The sequence below is a fragment of the Nocardia seriolae NBRC 15557 genome (genome assembly GCF_007990715.1).
Lineage (GTDB): Bacteria > Actinomycetota > Actinomycetes > Mycobacteriales > Mycobacteriaceae > Nocardia > Nocardia seriolae.
Map to the genome: position 1 here is coordinate 1 of NZ_BJWY01000060.1, position 19,052 is coordinate 19,052.

Consider the following 19,052-nt stretch of genomic DNA (forward strand, 5'->3'; position numbering starts at 1 on the left):
AGTACTAGCCGCGGGGCGGGCGAGCGGGTTCAGTATTCGTTCTTGATCGTGAAGTAGGAACCGCGAATGGTCCCGGCCAGTTTCGACTTCTGCCGCGCGAACTCGAACTTCGACGCGAGTTCCTCCGGGATCTCCATCCCGTCGGAGAGCTTGAACCCGACCGCCCGCTTCCCGGCGTCATCGAGGGTGTACATGACATTGATGGACAGGCCGCTCTCGTAGAAGACGTAGGCCATGCGAATCCCCTCGACCTCGAATTCGCTGGTTTCCAGCGCAGGCGAGGCGATGACGATCCGGCGTTCTTCTTCGAGGATGCGGTTGATCCAGGCCAGCGTCGCCTTGCCCTGGCCCGCAGGGATCACCGTGAAGACGTGGTCGTATTTGTTCTTGAAGTAGCGAGCCTCGTTCGCCCGCAAACCCGCGAGCGCGTCCGCGACCGGTGACGACTCCAGCCCCGCGGTCGACACATTCACGAAGTCCACGACATAGGCGGTCATCACCCGACCCTAAGCGCCCGGCGACGTCGCCGGGCGCAACGCAACGCCCCCGATCTCGGGTGGCTAGGGGCGGGCGGCGGCGATGGTGGTCAGGACGCCGGCCAGCCAGGGGGTGTAGCGCTGGGGGGTGGTGGCCACGTGGTCGGCGAGGGTGTCGGGGCGGATCCAGGCGATATCGGCGACCTCGTCCGGATTCGGTTGCGGCGCGGTGTCTTCCAGCAGGCCGATCAGGACGTGGTCGTATTCGAATTCGACGCGCCCGGTGTTCGGGTCGGTGGCCTGGTAGGTGAAGACGCCGACCTCGCTGAGTTCGGCGCTGATGCCGAGCTCCTCGTGCAGCCGCTTGGCGGCCGCCTCCACGACGGCTTGGCCCGGCTCGGGATGCCCGCAGCAGGTGTTGGTCCACAGCAGCGGGAACCGCGTCTTGACCCCGGCCCGCTGCTGGAGCAGCACCCGTCCGTCGGCGTCGAACAGCAGCACCGAGAACGCCCGGTGCAGGCGGCCGGGGGCGGTGTGGGCCGCCGCGACCGACAGCGATCCCCGCGCGTGGCCCCGCTCGTCCACGAGCTCGACGAGCAGGGTCTCACGGTCGACGGCCGTCCCGTCGGCGGGGTCCGCCGGGGTCGGGTCGGAGGTTTCGAGGGAGCCGGTCACCCTCCCACCTTATCGGCGGTGATCATCAGGTACTGGAAGCTGCCCTCCTGGTAGGAGGCCAGGAACGGCTGCTCGACACCGGTCGCGAGCTCGGAGTGGGTGCGCAGTTCCCAGTACGGGATGGTCGCCGGGGTGAGATCGGTGACGGCGATGGGCACCAGGTTGTTGGCCGCCAGCGCCTGGAAGTACTGGCTGCGCGGGTGGATATTGCAGCCGTAGTGGGCGTCGATCCAGCTCACCGAGGCCGAGCGGGCGCCGAAGACGTCATTGGAGCAGCCGGTGATGCAGACGTAGCGCCCGCCTGGCTCGAGCAGCCGGGAGAACTCGGCGAACAGCTCGAAAAGGTCGACGTACATGGTGGTTTCGTTGGTCCAGATGCCGCGCTTGGAGCCCGCCTCGAAACCGGTGTCGAGCATGTTCTTGAAGTGGAAGCGCACCTTGTCGGCGACGCCGCGCTCGCGGGCCTGCTCATTGGCGAAGCCCACCTGGTATTCGGAGATGGTGACACCGTCGACCTGGCAGCCGAAGCGCTGATTGGCCATGAAACCGGTGCCGCCGCGGCCGGATCCGCCGTCCATCAGGTAGCCGCCGGGGCGGACGTCGCCGAGCTGATCGAGCAGGCCGTCGGCCTGGGCGGTCTCGAGCCGGTGCAGTTCCTTGACGATGCGTTCCTGTCGGGTCTCCTCGGGGCCCTCCAGCACCGTCAGGTCGGGCTCGCCGACGCCGTAGTGGTGGTGGTAGAGCCCGTCCACCTCACCGAGCTTGGTGTTGACCCGGTCGTCATTGGGGTTGTTGTTCCAGTAGGACGCGACCGACTTCTGGTATTCGGTCTTCAGCACGGCGTCCGGCTGGGGGTGGAGCGCGGTCATGACAGGTCATCCTCTCGAATGGGTGATATGACGCTGGAAGTACTGCGCGCGGAATCTGCGGATTTCCGGGGAAGTGCTGTGTTTCAGGGACTTTCCTTGTAGCGGCGGCTGTCCGCGTGCCAGGCCCGATTGCCGCCCATCCAGGCCCACAGGCCGGTGAGGAAGCGGCGCAGCTCCGGGGATGCGGTGGCCGCGAGCAGTCCCGCCTCGGCCTCGAAGCGGTGCACGAGTTCGTCGTGGACCTCGGCGGTGCGCTGCACGGCCTCGCGACGCGAGCAGTTCTCCTCGGCGGCGAGCACCGTGGGGAGGTTGAATTCCCTTCCGCCGGAGAGGTCTTCGCGCGCCATCGAGTAGAGGTCGTTGACCATCTGGCTGGCCAGCGCGGCGGTGGTGACCACCCGCCGCACCCGCGGATCGGCGTACTCCGCGGCCGGCAGTTCGTAGCCGCCCACCGCGTCGAGCGGGGCCATGCACGGCATGGAAACTGTGCGGTTGCCGGTTGAGCAGGTACTCCCACACCGGTGGCATCCGCCCCGCCGCCCGCCAGCCCGCCTCCGCGCCGAGTGCGATGAACCAGCCCGCGATCTCGGTGCGCAGCCGCGCCACCTGGGTCGGGGTGGCGAAACGCGACAGGTGCTCGAACGAGGTCCGGAAGGCCCGCAGGATCGGATCGTCCCGCATGGCCGCCTCCACCTTGACCTGGTAGCGCAGCGGCAGATGCACCGGATCCATTGCGGCGGCGGCCAATTCCAGTCGCGGCCCCAATTCCGCCTCCGCGCTGGACTTGGAGCCGTCCGGCGCGATGTCGCTGGCGTCCTCCTCGCAGTAGTAGTCGTCCACCGACCACTCCGACACCGCGCACTTGGCCGCCGCCAACAGCCGATCCGCATCGTCGCAGTCCGGATGCGCCAGCATGATCAATCGCCCGAAGTCGGCCTTGCGCAGATCGTCCAGCCGTCCTTCGTACAGGCCGATCTCCTCGGCCCAGGCGATGATCCCGGCATTGACCGCCTCCGCCAGCAGCGGATCGTCGCGCACCGGCGGCGGACAGTAGAGCGCCGGAATCGCGGAGCCCCGGGTGCGCCGCACAGACGCGGTCCCGATCCCGCTGGGACCGTGGGATATCCGTCGCGGCCCGACCGAACCCGCCGACGAGGCCGGAACCGGTTGTGCCGCACCACTGACGGCACCGGCGGCGCCCTTCGGGTCGGGCAGGATTGTCACCGCGTCGGCGGGGCTGATGCCCGCTGGTGCGGCGGTCACGTCCGTGGCGATGGTCGCCGCGCCGCGCTCGGCGGCATCGGTTTCGGCGGGTGGGGCGGGGAGCCGGACAGCGCCCAGTGAGCGGGGGATCTGCCGAAGCGGCTGGGGGACAGGGGAGGTGGGCGGGTGGGGCGTCGGCATCGCGCCGCCAGCAGGCGATGGCGGGCGCGATGCCTGTCCCGCGAGCTCCGTGATCACCTGGGGGGGGTGGGTAGGTTGATCACGAGGCTCGGGGCCCCGAGGCCGGAGGGGCCGAGCAGCCGTCGGGGGGAGTGGGTCTCGGCGGCGTCGGACACGCCGAGGCGGGGATCATCCGTGCCGAGCGAAGACTCCGGGGCGGCAACGGCTTCGGTTGCCGCGAGCAGGGTTTGCGGGGCGGTGGTGCCGAGGTTGGTCAGCAGGGCGGCGACGGCCGCTGCCACCTCGGAGGTGGCAGGCGGGGCCGCGGCGCGGGAGAGCACCGACATGACGGCACACCTCGCTCAGTCGGACTGACGGGCGACCAGCACATTGTCGAGAATGCCGAGCGCGTCGGGGACCAGGACGGCGGCCGAGTAGTAGCAGCTGACCAGGTAGGAGATGATCGACTGGTCGTCGATCCCCTTGAAACGGACGTTCAGGCTGGGCTCGTACTCGTCCGGAATCCCGGTCTGGTGCAAGCCGATCACGCCCTGATCCTTCTCGCCGGTGCGCATGGCCAGGATCGAGGTGGTCTGGGTGTCGCTGACCGGGATCTTGCCGCACGGGAAGATCGGCACCCCGCGCCAGGCGAACACGCGGTGGCCGTCCACCTCCACCGGGTCGGGATAGATTCCGCGCTTGGAACATTCGCGGCCGAACGCGGCGATCGCCTTGGGGTGGGCCAGGAACAGCTTGGTGGAGCGGCGCATGGACAGCAGCTCGTCCATATCGTCGGGCGTGGGCGCGCCGGCCTCGGTGTAGATGCGCTGCTTGAGATCACAGTTGTGGAGCAGGCCGAAGTCCGGGTTGTTGACCAGGTCGTATTCGCGGCGCTCGTAGAGGGACTCGATGGTCAGGCGCAGCTGCTGCTCGATCTGATCCATCGGGTCGTTGAACAGGTCGGCGACGCGGGTGTGCACGCGCAGCACCGACTGGGCCAGGCTGAGTTCGTATTCGCGGGGCTGGGAGTCGTAGTCGACATAGGTGCCGTCGAGCATCGGTTCCCCGGAATGGCCGGAGGAGATGACGATCTCGGCCTCGCCGTACTTGTTCTGCGGCAGCGCCGGGGCGTGCGCGACGGCGGAAAGATGTTCGGCCAGCGCCGGAATGTTCTCGGTGAGCTGGTTCACGGTGGCGCGCGAGAGCACCAGCATGGTGGTGGGGGTGACCGTCTTGACGGTGACCGGCCAGATGGCGTCGGGATCGGTGAGGGTCTCGTCGCCGAAGAAGTCGCCGCCGCCGAGCATGCCGACCTTGGTGGTCTCGCCGTACTCGCCGGTGCCGATCTTGGAGAGCTTGCCGTGCACGATCAGCAGCACCTGGTCCATGGGGTTGCCGAATTCGGCGACCACGGTGCCGGGTGGCAGGTCCCGCTGTTCGAAACGCCCGGCCACGGTGGCCAGGATCTCCTCGTCCTCGAAGCCGCGCAGCTCCGGCAGTTCCTGCAGTTCGAGCGGGATGACCCGGGCGGACGGGCCGTTGATGATGTACTCCACCTCGCCATAGCCGACGGTGTGGGTCAGACGGCGGTTGACGCGGTAGATACCGCCCTTCACCTGGGTCCACGGCAGCGAGCGGGTCAGCCAGCGGGAGCTGATGCCCTGCATCTGCGGTTCGGATTTGGTGGTGTGGGCCAGTTGGTGGGCGGCCGCGGTACTGAGGGACTTGCGCTGGCCGTTCTCGGTCTGAAGTGGCATTTCAATGGTCATGCTGTGGTCCTCACCTCGAAGGGATACCGCGGAGACAGGCGGTGGAGTCCACGGCGAAAAGGCGGCCCGAATGGGTCTGCGGGAATTAGTCAAGTGGGTGAATTGACAAGCGCGACAGTGCGTTCCAGCGCTACCGATGGTAGGTCTCGAGCCCCGGTGGCGGATCGAAATGCCAAAACATGATGCCTGGAATGTTGCTGTATCGCGTAGAACAGAAACGGCCGGTTTGGTTAGCCGCCGTTAGCCCGCATGGTGCTGGTCACAGCGCCAGCGCAGTAGGGTGGTGCTATGGCAAGCTCATCGGGACGCGTCGGGGCGGGTGACGCTGGTCAGGGCCAGGAAAAGTCTGGGAGAGAAGCCGTGAAATTCAATAGCAGGTCCGTTGTCGGTCCGATCGAGCGACTCGTCGCGACCGCGCAGAACGGGCTCGAGGTGATCCGGTTCGGGGGACTGGTTCACGAGATCGAGTCGTCGCCGTACGAGGTGGTCGAGCGCAAGCGGATGTACCGCCTGCGGCACTACTTCCCCGACGACACCGGGGCGGACCGTCCGGTGGTGGTGCTGGTGCCGCCCATCATGGTGACCGCCGAGATCTGGGACGTGAATGCCGCCGACGGGGCGGTCGGCATTCTGCACCAGGGCGGAATCGATTGCTGGGTGGTCGATTTCGGCTCACCCGCCACCGAAGAGGGCGGCTGGGACCGGGATCTGGCCGACCACGTGCTGGCGGTCTCGAGCGCCATCGACGCCGTCACCGAAATCACCGGCCGCGCCGTGCATCTCATGGGGTACTCCCAGGGCGGCATGTTCGCCTACCAGACCGCGGCCTACCGCTACGGCAAGGGCGTGGAGTCCATCGTCACCTTCGGCAGCCCGGTCGACGCCGTCGCGGGCATGCCCTTCGGCCTGCCGCACGGGCTGGTCTCCGACGCCGCGGACTTTCTCACCGATCACGTGCTGAACCGGTTGCCGATCACCGATTCCATGGTGCGACTGGGCTTCCAGGCCCTGGACCCGGTCAAGACCGTGCGGGCCCGCATCGACTTCCTGCGTCAGCTGCACAATCGTGAGGCGCTGCTGCCCAAGGAGCGGCAGCGCCGGTTCCTGGAGGTCGACGGTTTCATCGGCTACCCGGGGCCCGCGCTCACCGATCTGCTCCAGCAGTTCGTCAAGCACAATCGAATGATGCTGGGCGGGTTCGTGATCCGTGATCAGCTCATCTCGCTGGCGGAGATCAAGTGCCCGATCCTGGCCTTCGTCGGCGAGGTCGACGACATCGGCCAGCCGGCCGCGGTGCGCGGCATCGTGCGTGCCGCGCCGAATGCCGAGGTGTACGAGACCAGCATTGTGGCCGGGCATTTCGGGCTGGTGTCGGGTTCCAGCGCCACCAAGCACACCTGGCCCGTGGTGCGCGACTGGGTCAACCATCTCAGCGGTCGCGGTGAACTGCCCGAGCAGGTCGAGCGCATGAGCACCGAGGTGGTTCGCAACGGCCCGCGCACCGGGCTCACCCGCGCGGTGCACGCCATCGGCAGCCTGGCCGAGGCCGGGACCAGCCTGGGCAAGACCATCGAGGGCGTGGCCGGGCAGACGCTGCGCGGCACCGTCGAGCTCACCGGCGAGGCGGCGCGGGCGCTGCCGCGCCTGACCCGGCTGGGCATGATCCAGCCGCACACCCGGATCTCGCTGGGGCGCTTGCTGGAAGAGCAGGCGCGGCGCGGGCCGCAGCGGGAGCTGTTCCTGTTCGACGATCGGGTGCACACCGCGCAGGCGGTCAATCAGCGCATCGACAATGTGGTGCGCGGGCTGATCTCGGTCGGGGTGCGGCCGGCCACCCGGGTCGGCGTGGTGATGGAGACCCGGCCCTCGGCGCTGGTCGCCATCGCGGCGCTCTCGCGTCTGGGCGCGGTGGCGGTGCTGCTCGCGCCGAACAGTGAACTGTCGAAGGTGGTGGAGCTGACCGGGACCCGGCTGCTGATCACCGATCCGGAGAACCTCGCCAGCGCGGCGGCCACCGGGCATCGGGTGCTGGTGCTCGGCGGTGGTGAGGCGCGCGGCCTCGCCGTTCCCGAGGGCACCGACGTGGTCGACATGGAGAAGATCGATCCGGCGGCGGTGACGCTGCCCGCCTGGTACCGGCCGAATCCGGGGCTGGCGCGGGAGCTGGCGTTCATCCTGGTGACGGGCACCGGCGACAAGTTCGACGTCAAGTACGTCACCAACCACCGGTGGGCGCTGTCGGCCTTCGGCACCGCCTCGGCCGCCGACCTGGGCCGCCACGACACCGTGTACTGCCTTGCGCCGCTGCATCATTCGTCCGGGCTGCTGGTCAGCCTGGGCGGTGCGGTGGCCGGTGGCAGCCGGATCGCGCTGGCACGCTCGCTGGATCCGGCGCGCTTCGCCGAGGAGGTGCACCGCTACGGCGTCACCGTGGTCACCTACACCTGGACCATGCTTCGCGACATCCTCGACGCCGACACCTTCCCCAACGGGCACCCGCATCCGATCCGCCTGTTCATCGGTTCCGGTATGCCGCGCGGGCTGTGGCGGCGCACGCAGGAGCGTTTCGAGCCCGCCAAGGTGCTGGAGTTCTACGCCTCCATCGAGGGAGACGTGGTGCTGGCCAACGTCTCCGGCGTGAAGGTCGGGTCCAAGGGGCGTCCGGTGCCGGGCACGGCCAAGGTCGAGCTCATCGGATACGACCCGCTGACCGATGAAATCCAGGTCGAGGACACCGGTTTCGCGCGCCGCTGCGCCGACAACGAGGTGGGGCTGCTCATCGGCACCGTCTCCGACACCGTCGATCTCTCGGCCGGTGGTTTGCGCGGCGTCTTCACCCCCGGCGACGCCTGGATGCCGACGGAGAACCTCTTCCGCCGCGACAGCGACGGCGACTACTGGCTCATGGACCGCCGCGACACGGTGATCCCGACACCCCGCGGCCCGGTCTACACCCAGCCGATCGTGGATGTGCTCAACGACATCCAGGCCGTGGACATGGAGGTCGCCTTCGGTCTCCCGGCCGGTGACCGCATCCTCGCGGTGGCCGCCGTCAGCGTCCGCGCGGGCTTCACCCTGGCCCCGAAGGACGTCACCGAGGCGGTCCGTGCCCTCACCCCCGACCAGCGCCCCGACATCGTCTACGTCGTCGAGGACATCCCCCGCAGCTCGACCTTCCGCCCCTCAACCCGGGCGGTCCAGGCGGCGGGCCGCTCCGAACCCGACGACCGCACCTGGTGGTACAACCGCACCACCGAGGCCTACGAGGTGCTCACGACGGAACTGGCCGCCCGCCTCTTCGCCTGACGACTGCTCCCGGGCGGTTATTCCGCTCGGGAGAACACCGCCACCAGAAAGTCGGACTCATCGGTGAAGGGACGCAGGTCCCAGGTCGAAAGACGCAAATCCACTGAGAGTCCGGCTTTTTCGGCATGTGCGAGAAACTCCGGGAACTCGTAACCACGATCGGCTCCGAACCCCACCACCAGCCGACCGGTCGGTGCGAGGTGGCGCGCGAACCCCGCCAGCACGGTCTCCCGGGTGGACGGCGCGAGGAACGTCACCACGTTGCCCGCGCACACGATGACGTCGAAGTCGGCGGCGACGCCACGGCTCGGCAGGTCCAGCTCGGCGAGATCGCCCACCAGCCAGGTCGGCCCCGGGTAGTCCTCCTCTGCCGCCGCGATCAACACCGGATCCACGTCGACCCCCACCACGACGTGCCCGGCCGCGTGCAGATACCCGCCCACGCGCCCCGGCCCGCATCCCGCGTCCAGCACCCGCGCGCCCCGCTCGAGCATGGCGTCGATCATCCGCGCCTCGCCGACGATGTCGCGCCCCTCTGCCGCCATCGTCCGGAATCGCTCCACGTACCACGTCGAATGGGCGGGGTTGCCGGCGGTGATTTCCTCCCACTGGCTGGGGACACGCTCGCTCATACGCTGCTCCTCCTCGCTCGCCCCCTGCTCCACCCCACCCTGCCACCGCACATAATCGGTCGTGCTCCGGGGGTCCGGTTGCTACCGTCGGAGCCATGCAGGTCAATTCACGCACCGCTGCCGCGCGAGCTCACAGCTCGCCGGTCGCTGTCGCCTGACCTCGATTCCCTTGTCGGCGACCGGAAACGGTCCGTCGACGGGTGCCCGCCCTCCCGCGGGGCCGGCCAGGCGCGGTCGCTTCCGGTCGAAATCACCTCGATGGAGCAACCGCCATGTTCACCACGGATCAGACCGTCCGAATATTTCTCGACTTCTTCCGCAAGCGCGGGCACGAACTCACGCCGGGGGAGTCACTCGTATCCCCGCCCGGGGATCCGGTGTTGTTCACCACCTCCGGAATGCATCCGCTGACCCCGTACCTGCTGGGGCGTCCACATCCGCTGGGCGGCAGGCTGACCGGCCTGCAACGCTGCCTGCGCACCACCGATCTCGACGAGGTCGGCGACGACACCCACCTGACCGTGTTCGAGATGCTCGGCTCCTGGTCCCTCGGCGACTACGGCGGATCGCGCAGTCTGCGTTGGGGTTTCGAGCTCCTGCGCGACGGCTTCGGCAGCGACCCGGGACACATGTACGTCACCGTGTTCGGCGGCGACGAGCAGGTCGGCCCCGACCGCGAGTCGTGGGAAACCTGGGGCGAGTTGGGATTACCGGTCGAACCGACCACCGACGAGAACTGGTGGTCCACCGGCCTCTGCGGCCCCGACTCGGAGATCTTCGTCTGGACCGGATCCGAAACCCCCAGCGGCACACCCACAACCGACAACCGCTGGGTGGAAGTCTGGAACCACGTCATGATGCGCTACTTCCGCCACCCCGACGGCAGCCTCGACCCACTGCCCCGCCCCAATATCGACACCGGCCTGGGACTTGAACGCCTGCTGCGGGTCCTCCAGAGCCGCCCCTCCGTCCACGAGATCGACATCCTCCAACCCTGGCGCACCACCCTGCCCGGGCTCTGGAACCCCCTCGACGAACCGTCCCTGCGCCTGCTGACCGACCACCTCCGTTCCAGCATCGTGGTTGTCGGCGACGGCATCACCCCCTCCCCGAACGGCCGCGGCTACGTCCTGCGCCGACTCCTCCGCCGCACCCTCACCACCCTGTGGCGCGACGACCCCACCCGCACCCTGTCCGACCTCCCCACCGAACTCATCGACCACACCCTCGACCACTTCCACCAAACGAGTGACCCGCACGACATCCGCACCGTCTTACTCGACGAGCAACACAAATTCGACCAACTGCTCCAACGCGGCCGAAAGATCCTGTCCCACCACCGTTTCACCCACTCTCTGACCGAGGACGACTACCGGTTCCTCCACGCCACCCACGGTCTACCCCGCGACCTCGTGGTGTACCTCTGCTCGGAACCAGGGCGATGACGACGCCCTCACCACGCCGCCCGCATATATGCGCGGTGCCTCCGGCGCGGAAACCCGCTCAGCGACAGTTCCATTCGATGTCGAGGGCGGGGTTTGACAGGCGGTGAACCAACGCGGGCGAGCTGGCTGTGGCGCGCTTCGGCGCCGCTCCGGCGGGGTCTGTTCGGTGTGGCCTCCGGCGTGTGGGTGTCAGGGTGTGGGGACCTTTACCGTGATTTCGCCGCCGAGGTGGTAGCCGTCGGCGAGGCGGAGGTTGTCGCCGCTCCAGAATCGGCCCGGGTCGTACCAGTTCGGGCGTTTGGCGGGGAGCAGGCCCATGGCCTGGTAGGTCATGGCGACGATTTCGGCGCAGTAGGCGTTTTCCAGGCCCGCTTCGGGTTCCGGGGTTTTCGAGCGTTTCGGCAGTGGGATGCGGCCGCGCATCCAGCGGCCCGCCAGGGCGCTGGTCGATGGGAAGGGCATGCCGTCCAGGCGTGCGATCGTGCGCAGGGCGGCGTCCTCCATCTCGCGGGTGACGGGCCGGTCCAGCTGGCGGATCCACGCCTGCTGATCGTATTCGTTGGACCAGCGCAGGACCGCTGCCCGCAGGTCGTGGAGCTGGGCGCCGCGATGGTGGCTGCCGGACCAGACATCCGGCAGTGCGCGGCCGAGCTCGGCATGCCAGATCAGTGCCGGTAGATCGTCGATGACCACCGCCATGCCGACATGGTTGACCGGGCTGTTGGTCAGCCCCCGGATCGCCCGATCGGCTCCGGTGTGGCCGCGGAACAGCCACAGGTCCCCGGTCCTCGTGAGCTCCACCGCGTCGTCCAAACCGATACTCGAGATCGCTTCCCGTTGCACGGCGACTAGCCTAGGCGCATGCGTTGGTGGAAGGTGCTCGGCTTGGCAGGGGCCGCGGGAGTCGCGGCGACCGGAGTGGTGATCGTGCGCTCCGAACGCAAACGTCGCGCCTACACCCCGGACCAGATCCGGGATCGTCTGCATGCCCGCCTCGACGACCGGCCCGAGCCCACCGCGCAGAGCTGAATCGGACCGCGAAACCGCGTCGCCCGCACCGGCTTCGATCCCGGCCGCCGCTCATGCGATGCGCAACGACAGCGCGTCGGCGCTGTCCAGCAGTCGCTGCCGGGTCAGCCGCTCGCCGAGTTCGGCCATCGCGCCCGCGGGACTGCCGGCCAGGTCGGACAGGCACCCGCGCAGCACCGATTCCACCTGCCACCGGGATACGGCGCCGCCGAATTCCGCGCACAGCCGCGCCACCGTCCGGTCGAACATGCCGGGCTCGCTCGCCCGAATCGGCTCCACGCCCGCAAGAGTCATGATCACGGCTACAACCTGCTGCGCGAGCCCGATGCCCGGCAGAGCCGAAAGGCTCCCCGCGAGGGTCCATGCGTCAACGGTGACCGGCGGTCGCGACTCACCGCCGGCGGGCCGGTTCACGCTGTGCCGGGGCTGCGGCGCAACCTTTTTCGTTCACGTAGTCGGCGAACCGCCCGGAAGCTGAGCCAGCCCAGTCCGGCCAGGACGAGCAGGATCGCGAGGAAGGCCACGATCGGGACCGCCAGGGCGAGGATGGTCAGGAGGAGAGAGGTGCCGTCCTCGGCGGTCGAGATCACCGGATTGCCCACGCCCGCGGTCGTTCCCGTGATAACCGGTCTGGCCACCGATCGGCCGATGTGGACGCTGCCCGCGGTGGCGGCGCCCAGGATGGCGGTGACGGCGGGCGGCAGGTGGGCGGACAGGCTGGACTCGGCGGCGAAGAGGATCGCGCCGGAGGCCGGTGCCACCAGAGTGCCGATGCCGTGCAGGACCGAATCCACCACCGGAATCTTGTCCCCGACGAGGTCGACGAGGAACAGCGCGGCGATGACGAGGAGCGCGGGGGTCGAGGAGAGCCACCCGTAGGAGCTGCCCAGGTCGATCCACCCGGCGCGATCCGCGACGCCCACCACCAGCAGCGGCAGCCAGGCATTGAGCCCGGCCGCGCCCGACAGGCCGAACGCGCCCAGCACCGCAGCGACCGCCGATGTGATCTCCATGGAGAGAGTGTGACTGCTCGGTCCGACAAAAGGGCGCAGCCGCCGCGGCGAGGTGGCCGGGGTGCCACGAATGAGGGCCGGTCCGGCGGACCCGGCCGGGCGCGCATGCGTTTCGAACGGTCGCGCCACGGTGTCCCGGTCACGGGTGGACGGCGGCGAATTGGGGCCGGGATCCGTTGAACCGGATGCGGTGTCGGGGCGTTGTGATGGGTATGGGATCGGCGTAGCGTCCGGGGTGACGATGGCGTCGGTGGTCGGAAAACCTTATACAACATCGTATTTCGATGCTGCTTACCTCGAAGGGGTGGGTGGTCATGGCTCGTGCTGCTGGCGGAGTGGTTGCGGAAGATGTTGATCGGGGCGAAGTTTCGCTGATTCGGAAGGTGGCGGCCGAGGGGGTGGGTACCTTCCTGCTGGTGTTCGGCGGGGTCGGTACCGCGGTCCTGGCCGGGAGCCGGGTGGGGGCGCTGGGCGTCTCCCTGGCCTTCGGATTCATCCTGTTGTGCCTGGCCTACACGCTGGGCCGGATCTCGGGATGTCACATCAATCCCGCTGTGACACTGGGACATCTGCTCCTGGGCCGGATCCAGGCGGTGACGGCCGCGATGTATGTGGCCGCCCAGGCGGTCGGCGCGCTGCTCGGCGGCCTGCTGGTCTTCGCGGTAGCCAACGGACTGCCGGACTACCACCGCGATCTCGACGGCCTGGCCGCCAACGGCTGGGGCGAGTACGGGCCGCACGAGCCGGGCAAGGAGGGCTACGGACTCGGCTCGGCCATCGTGGTCGAGGTCGTGCTGACCGCGCTGCTGGTCCTGGTGGTGCTGGCCGTCACCGACAAGGTGGCCGACACCGCGCTGGCGGGCGTCGCCATCGGCATCACCCTGGCCCTGACGAACCTGGTCGCCATCCCGGTCGACAATGCCTCCATCAACCCCGCGCGCAGTCTCGCCTCGGCCCCCTTCCAGGAGGACGCCTGGGGCCAGCTGTAGGCCTTCATAGTGTTCCCGCTGCTCGGCGGCGCTATCGGCGCACTCGCCTACGCGGGCCTGTTCGGCTGGAAGCGGCGCGCCCGAGCCTGATCACACATGGCGAAGGTCCGGCCGCCGACCGGACTTTCGCCCCCGGAAAGCTAAACGGTGAAGCTGGTGACCCCGTCGACGACACGGGCCAGCTGCGACTCGGTCAGCCCCGGCCACAGCGGCAGCCGCACCAGCGTCGAGGAGAACTCGGCGCTGCGCACGCACGGGTACGGCGTGCGGCCCAGCTTCAAACCGGCGGGCGAGGAGTCCAGCGGCACATAGTGGAACGGGGCCACGATCCCGAGCCCGGACAGGTGCGCGATCAGATCGTCGCGCCGGTGCTCGGTGGGCACGCGCAGGTAGTACAGGTGCGCGGTGTGCTCGCGATCGGCGGGCACCGACATGAGCCGGACATCGTTGCGCGCGGCCCACTCCGGCAGTTCCGCGGCGTAGGTGTTCCACACCCGGTGCCGGTTGGCCTGGATGTGGTCGAACTCGGCGAGCTGCGCGTCCAGCACCGCCGCGTTCAATTCGCTGGGCAGGTAGGAAGATCCGATGTCCTGCCAGGAGTACTTGTCCACCGCGCCGCGCAGGAACCGCGCCCGGTCGGTGCCCTTCTCGCGGATGATCTCCGCACGCGCCATGAGGATTTCGTCGGTGAGCAGCACCGCGCCGCCCTCACCGCAGTGCACGTTCTTGGTGTCGTGGAACGACAGCGCGCCCACGGTGCCGATGGTGCCCAGCGGGCGACCCCGGTAGAACCCGCCCAGCCCGTGCGCGTTGTCCTCGATGATGGCGAACCCGTGCGAATCCGCCAGCCGCTGCAGCCCTTCCATATCGGCGGCCACGCCGCCGTAGTGGATGACCATGACGGCCTTGGTGCGCGGGGTGATCACCCGCGCCACCGATTCGGGATCCAGATTGCCGGTCTCGGTGTCGATATCGGCGAACACGACCGTCGCGCCGCGCAGCGCCATGGCCGTGGCGCTGGAGGTGAACGCGAAGCTCGGCACGATGACCTCGTCGTCGGGCCCGAGTTCCAGCAGCAGCCCGGCCATTTCGAGCGCGTGCGTGCACGAGGTGGTCAGCAGCGCGTACGGCGCGGCGGTGATGTCGCGCAGCTTCGCGGTGGCACTGGCGGTGAAGGGACCGTCACCGTGGCTGTGGTCCGAGGACAGCACCGCCTCCACATTCGGCAGCTCACGCGAGGCGCGGAAGGGGCGGCTGAAGATGATGCGGTCACTGCTCACGCGCGTGAAACCCCTTGCCTGCCGGTTCGAATCGAGAATCGTCATCAATGCTGAGCGGCTGCCCGGGCCGCGGCGTCGGCGTCTCCACCGTCAGATACAGCGGCTTGCCGACCAGCACATGCAGCGCGACACCGAGGTATTCGGCGATCAGCCCCAGCGAGAACAGCACCGCGCCCGAGCACAACAGCAGCACCGTCATGAGCGAGGCCCAGCCCGCGGGATCGCCGTCGTTGTCGGTGAGCGCGTGGTACACGACCCATCCGGCCATGCCCAGCCCGCCCAGCGCCAGCGTCAGCCCGAGCATGCTCACCAGCCGCAGGCCGCGAGTTCCGCTGCACAGCACCATCTTCCAGAACAGCGAGAACAACCGGCGATAGTTGTAGCCGGACTCCTCGCGGCCCTCGGCGCGCAATTGCACCGGCACCTGCGCCACCTCGCCCACCACCCAGGTGAGCGCCACATCCAGGTACACGCCGTTGGAAGCGACCCGCGCCAGCTGCCGCGCGATATCGCCGCGGATGAGCCGGTAGCTCTCGAACCGGGTGGAGTCGGGGAAGGCGAACAGGGTCGCCAGCACCAGCTTCGCGCCCCGCGAGGTGATGTTGCGCAGGAAGCCGTGCGGGCGGGTGTTGACCGGCTTGGAGTAGACCAGATCGGCGCGCGTGCTCAGGGCGGCGTCCAGGAAGTCGGCGATGAAGGCCGGATCGTGCTGGCCGTCCTCGTCCATGGTGACCGTCCAGTCGCCCTGGGCGGCGGCCATGCCCGCGATGGTCGCGGCGTCCTGACCGTAGTTACGGCTCAGCCACACCACCCGCACCTGCGGGTAGGTCGCGGCGAGTTCCTGCAACACCACGTCCGAACGGTCGGGTCCGTGGTCGTGCACCAGCACGATCTCCTCGACCCGGAAGGTCGCCCCGCGTGGGGTGGTGACCGGCTCACCGAGCTTGTCCAGCTCGCTGACCAGCGCGGCGATCGTCTCCTCGCCCCGATACACGGGCACCACGACGGAGACGGCGTGCACCCGCGCCGGGCGCTCGCTGCCGGAGGTCACGTTCGGGTCGCTCGCGTGGGTGCGTGCGGACGGAATCGGCATCAGCTGAATGTACTTTCGATGACGGTGTGCGCCGGAACTCCACGCCATGAAACTGAGCCGGAGCCGCGCTGAACTCTAACACGCTGCTCGGTGCGGCATTCGGTGTGAAGTGTTGACACCCGAACCATCATTCCCTATCGCCACCCGATGCGACGGACCGGCGTAAGTGCCATCGACAGCCGCGCCCTGTAGGGTCTGGAACTCGTGGTGGAGAGCTCAGTTTCCAAGGTGGTCGGGGCCGCCGAATCCGGGCCGGACGCGAACGCGGCGCAAACGCCGTCGCGCGCGACCCGACGCGAGGTGGATCGTCCGGAAAACACCACCCGGCGCGAGGTATACCGCTGGGGCGGCATTACCGCGCTCGGGGTCACGCTGGGCTACCTGGCGGTCATCCTCGCCAATCCCCGCCACTTCTTCACCGACGACACCGAATCCCAGTACACCGGACTGTGGGTGTTCTTCGGCCGCGCCTTCCGCGACGGCCATTTCCCGCTGCTGATTCCCGAGCAGTGGATGACCGGCAACTACACCAATGAGGAAGCGGGACTGTTCAATCCGCCGCAGCTGCTGATCGATCTGATCGCGCCGTCGGTGCCGAACATCGCGGTGTACGCCACCATCGTCAAGCTGATCTACGCGATCATCACCGGGCTCGGCGTGTACCGGGTCTGCCTGGTCTACGGCGCACGCCCGCAGTGGGCCGCGGTGGCCGGGGTGGCCATGCCGTTCACCGGATTCTTCCTGTTCTTCGACGAGGCCAGCTGGTTCACCGCCATGGCCGGCACCGCCTGGATGATCCACGCGTGGGCGTCCTCGGAGCGCTACCTGCGCGGGCAGGGCGGGCCGATCCCGGTCTTCGTCTACCTGTATCTGGCGATCTCGGTGCAGTACGTGTTCCCGTCGGTCGAGGCCGTGCTCATGCTGCTCGCGGTCGCCGTCGGGTATCTGGTGTGCCAGGGCGGCGCCCTGCGGACGCGGCCGCGCGCGGCTCTCGCGCCGCTGCTGCGCCTGATGGCCGCGGCGGTGTGCGCGGGCCTCGCCGGTCTGCTCACGTTCCTGCCCTCGATGCTGTCGGCGCAGGTGACCGCGCGCGGCAACTCGCAGATCAACAACGATCAGTTCCTGACGGTGCCGTGGTCGGAATCGCTGAACCCCAGTCTTCCCACCACCCTGCCCGCCTTCACCTCGTGGTGGGGCTACGTCCAGCCCCTGCCCATGACCTACATCGCCTGGTTCCTGATTCCGGCGCTGGCGTTCGTGGATTGGAAAGCGGCGCAGAAACACTGGAAGCAGCTCGTCGCCATCGCGCTGTTCGCGCTGATGGCGCTGATGTGGACGGCCGGTCCCGGCACCGTCGGCCCGCTGCGCTGGCCCGCCCGGGTGCTGCCGATGCTGGCGCTGGGACTGCTGGTGCTGGTGTGCGTGCTGCTGGGCCGCTTCGCCACCCTGCGCGATCGCAACAAGCGGATCATCGCCGCCCTGGTGCTGGTGCTCGCACTGTGGGTGCGGACCTTCTCCGCCGACCCGCACGACGTCGCCTGGCATCTGGGTTCCGCGGCGGTGGTGATCGCGCTCGGGCTGGGCGTGGTATGGCTGGGCCGCACCCGCGGCGTCTCCGCCGCCACGGCGCTGGTGATCGCGGCCATGGTGCCCATCGCCTGGTTCCAGGTGTGGTGGGTGCAGCCCACCCCGATGTCGTGGAACCTGCCCGCCGACCGCGACGAGGCCATGGCCGTGTTCCCGAAGTTCCAGGGCGGCACCACCCTTCAGCTCGCCGATCGCGGACTGCTGCAACCTGCCGACAAGAGCCTGCAGGGCGCGTACGGGTCGCTGGTGTGGGGCAATTACGCCAAGCACCTGGAGCAGGACGGCTACGTCAACGGGTACACGCCCAACGGCTACTTCTACTTCATGCAAATGCTGTGCATGGCATGGGATTCCAGCGTCTGTCCCGACTCCTACCGGCGACTGTTCGCCCCCGAACCGACCACCGGGCGCACACTGGCCGACCTGATGCTCATCGACCGGGTCGTGTTGCAGAAGGCCATGTTCCCCGACGCGGAGAACCAACCCGCCCCGGAGGGTTGGCACTTCGTGAATGTACCCAGCGTGGACGTGCCCGGGCACGAGAAGTACATCTCGGTCCTCGAGCGTGACGGCGGGCCGATCTCGACCGTCAACGGGCGCATCAGCGACGCCCACGATGTCACCGCCACCTCCCTCGGGGAGACCGACAGCACCAGCCGCGTGCGCGTCTCCTCCGAGACCGGCGGCCGCCTCACCTTCGCGCGCCTGGCCTGGCCCGGCTACCGCGTCACCCTCGACGGCAAGACCATCCCCTTCCGCACCGTGTCGAAAGTGTTCGTGGCGGTGGACATTCCGGCCGGGACCGAGAACGCCGAGCTGGAGCTGAGCTGGCGTCCGCCGGGCTGGAAGATCGGAATCGGCAGCGCCGGAGCCGGACTCGTGGGCATCGGGGTGCTCGAGTGGCTCTACCTGCGCTCGCGGCGACGCGAGCAGGGGGCTCCCGCCGTCGAGCGGATCGACGATCCCGATCGCGGACTGGTGGGTTCGGCGAAGTGACCGACGCGCACCGCCCGCTCACCGAGGTCCCGCCCGTGTCTCCCGAGAACGCGCCCGCGGGGCCGCTCCTACGGCTGGTGCGGCGGCAGGAGGTCGCCTTCGCGCTGGTCGGCGGCTTCAACACGCTGATGGGGATGGCGCTGACCATCTTCTGGCTCACCGTCCTGGGCAGTGCGGTGTCCAAGGACGTGGCCGCCGCGCTGTCGGTGGCGCTGGCCTACGCGGTCGGCATGGTGATCGCCTTCGTGCTGCACCGCACCCTGGTCTTCCGGGTGCGCGGGCACATGGTGCGCGACTTCATCGCCTTCGTCGGCGTCAACGCGGTCGGCATGGTGCTGAACATGGTCCTGCTGCAACTTGCCGTGTCCCTGCTGCATGCCCCCGCCAAACCCGCCGCGGTCATCGTCATGGGCCTGGTCGCGGTGACCACCTTCTTCGGCCACCGCCACATCAGCTTCCGCCGCACCACCGATTCCCCGCCCGCGGACGCGGCCCGGTAGGTTGTCGGAC

At 68.7% G+C, this 19,052-nt stretch carries 17 protein-coding genes and 2 pseudogenes; 6 read left to right on the plus strand and 13 right to left on the minus strand.

The window, feature by feature from the left end:
- Window positions 1-29: 29 nt before the first annotated feature.
- The 7 genes and pseudogenes from NS2_RS18920 to NS2_RS18945 all read right to left on the minus strand — a co-directional run bounded on the left by NS2_RS18920 (window position 30) and on the right by NS2_RS18945 (window position 5,172).
- A complete protein-coding gene (locus NS2_RS18920; RefSeq protein WP_033088830.1) occupies window positions 30-497 on the minus strand; it encodes a DUF8821 family protein in 468 nt (155 codons plus the stop codon).
- Between the two features lie 63 nt (window positions 498-560).
- The gene (idi, locus tag NS2_RS18925; protein WP_228102743.1) at window positions 561-1,151 is read right to left on the minus strand and encodes an isopentenyl-diphosphate Delta-isomerase; all 591 of its coding nucleotides are present in this window, start codon (window positions 1,149-1,151) and stop codon (window positions 561-563) included.
- Window positions 1,148-2,020 (minus strand): geranyl diphosphate 2-C-methyltransferase, encoded by an 873-nt coding sequence (locus NS2_RS18930; protein ID WP_147207233.1) that lies wholly within the window; start codon window positions 2,018-2,020, stop codon window positions 1,148-1,150. Before NS2_RS18930 ends, idi begins: the two co-directional genes overlap by 4 nt.
- Before the next feature lie 83 nt (window positions 2,021-2,103).
- Window positions 2,104-2,490, minus strand: a complete 387-nt coding sequence (locus NS2_RS37630; RefSeq protein WP_230464849.1) for a terpene synthase family protein — start codon at window positions 2,488-2,490, stop codon at window positions 2,104-2,106.
- A gap of 79 nt (window positions 2,491-2,569) precedes the next feature.
- Window positions 2,570-3,424, minus strand: a pseudogene (locus NS2_RS38245) (hypothetical protein); the annotation flags it as partial.
- A gap of 53 nt (window positions 3,425-3,477) precedes the next feature.
- A complete protein-coding gene (locus NS2_RS18940) occupies window positions 3,478-3,750 on the minus strand; it encodes a hypothetical protein (protein WP_062614345.1) in 273 nt (90 codons plus the stop codon).
- Between the two features lie 15 nt (window positions 3,751-3,765).
- Window positions 3,766-5,172 (minus strand): family 2B encapsulin nanocompartment shell protein, encoded by a 1,407-nt coding sequence (locus NS2_RS18945; RefSeq protein ID WP_033088828.1) that lies wholly within the window; start codon window positions 5,170-5,172, stop codon window positions 3,766-3,768.
- 360 nt (window positions 5,173-5,532) lie between these two features.
- Between NS2_RS18945 and NS2_RS18950 the strand changes: the two genes are divergently transcribed.
- Window positions 5,533-8,478: an AMP-binding protein gene (locus NS2_RS18950; protein ID WP_033088827.1), complete on the plus strand. Its 2,946-nt coding sequence runs from the start codon at window positions 5,533-5,535 to the stop codon at window positions 8,476-8,478.
- Between the two features lie 17 nt (window positions 8,479-8,495).
- Here the strand turns inward: NS2_RS18950 and NS2_RS18955 are convergent, their stop codons facing one another.
- Entirely contained in the window at window positions 8,496-9,110 is a 615-nt protein-coding gene (locus tag NS2_RS18955; RefSeq protein WP_033088843.1) for a class I SAM-dependent methyltransferase, read from the minus strand.
- A gap of 272 nt (window positions 9,111-9,382) precedes the next feature.
- Here NS2_RS18955 and NS2_RS18960 point away from each other — a divergent pair, with 272 nt between their 5' ends.
- Window positions 9,383-10,555, plus strand: a complete 1,173-nt coding sequence (locus NS2_RS18960) for an alanine--tRNA ligase-related protein (protein WP_147207234.1) — start codon at window positions 9,383-9,385, stop codon at window positions 10,553-10,555.
- Between the two features lie 189 nt (window positions 10,556-10,744).
- On the opposite strand, the gene NS2_RS18965 is transcribed toward NS2_RS18960, so the two are convergent.
- Window positions 10,745-11,398, minus strand: coding sequence for a hypothetical protein (locus NS2_RS18965; RefSeq protein ID WP_197707915.1), 654 nt, complete (start codon window positions 11,396-11,398; stop codon window positions 10,745-10,747).
- An 18-nt stretch (window positions 11,399-11,416) separates the two neighbouring features.
- Here NS2_RS18965 and NS2_RS36135 point away from each other — a divergent pair, with 18 nt between their 5' ends.
- Window positions 11,417-11,584, plus strand: coding sequence for a hypothetical protein (locus NS2_RS36135; protein ID WP_162836615.1), 168 nt, complete (start codon window positions 11,417-11,419; stop codon window positions 11,582-11,584).
- Between the two features lie 51 nt (window positions 11,585-11,635).
- Here NS2_RS36135 and NS2_RS18970 read toward each other — a convergent pair whose 3' ends face one another.
- Window positions 11,636-11,884 (minus strand): hypothetical protein, encoded by a 249-nt coding sequence (locus tag NS2_RS18970; protein ID WP_143837503.1) that lies wholly within the window; start codon window positions 11,882-11,884, stop codon window positions 11,636-11,638.
- A 110-nt stretch (window positions 11,885-11,994) separates the two neighbouring features.
- The gene (locus NS2_RS18975) at window positions 11,995-12,597 is read right to left on the minus strand and encodes a DUF4126 domain-containing protein (protein WP_033088824.1); all 603 of its coding nucleotides are present in this window, start codon (window positions 12,595-12,597) and stop codon (window positions 11,995-11,997) included.
- A gap of 314 nt (window positions 12,598-12,911) precedes the next feature.
- On the opposite strand from NS2_RS18975, the pseudogene NS2_RS18980 reads away from it, so the two are divergent.
- Window positions 12,912-13,676 (plus strand): annotated as a pseudogene (locus NS2_RS18980) (aquaporin).
- A gap of 50 nt (window positions 13,677-13,726) precedes the next feature.
- On the opposite strand, the gene rffA reads toward NS2_RS18980, so the two are convergent.
- A complete protein-coding gene (gene rffA / locus NS2_RS18985; RefSeq protein ID WP_033088823.1) occupies window positions 13,727-14,866 on the minus strand; it encodes a dTDP-4-amino-4,6-dideoxygalactose transaminase in 1,140 nt (379 codons plus the stop codon).
- Window positions 14,856-15,887 (minus strand): glycosyltransferase, encoded by a 1,032-nt coding sequence (locus NS2_RS18990; protein ID WP_045438205.1) that lies wholly within the window; start codon window positions 15,885-15,887, stop codon window positions 14,856-14,858. Before NS2_RS18990 ends, rffA begins: the two co-directional genes overlap by 11 nt.
- A 423-nt stretch (window positions 15,888-16,310) precedes the next feature.
- Between NS2_RS18990 and NS2_RS18995 the strand changes: the two genes are divergently transcribed.
- The gene (locus tag NS2_RS18995) at window positions 16,311-18,542 is read left to right on the plus strand and encodes a hypothetical protein (RefSeq protein ID WP_173850118.1); all 2,232 of its coding nucleotides are present in this window, start codon (window positions 16,311-16,313) and stop codon (window positions 18,540-18,542) included.
- A complete protein-coding gene (locus NS2_RS19000; RefSeq protein ID WP_045438200.1) occupies window positions 18,539-19,042 on the plus strand; it encodes a GtrA family protein in 504 nt (167 codons plus the stop codon). Before NS2_RS18995 ends, NS2_RS19000 begins: the two co-directional genes overlap by 4 nt.
- Window positions 19,043-19,052 lie beyond the last annotated feature (10 nt).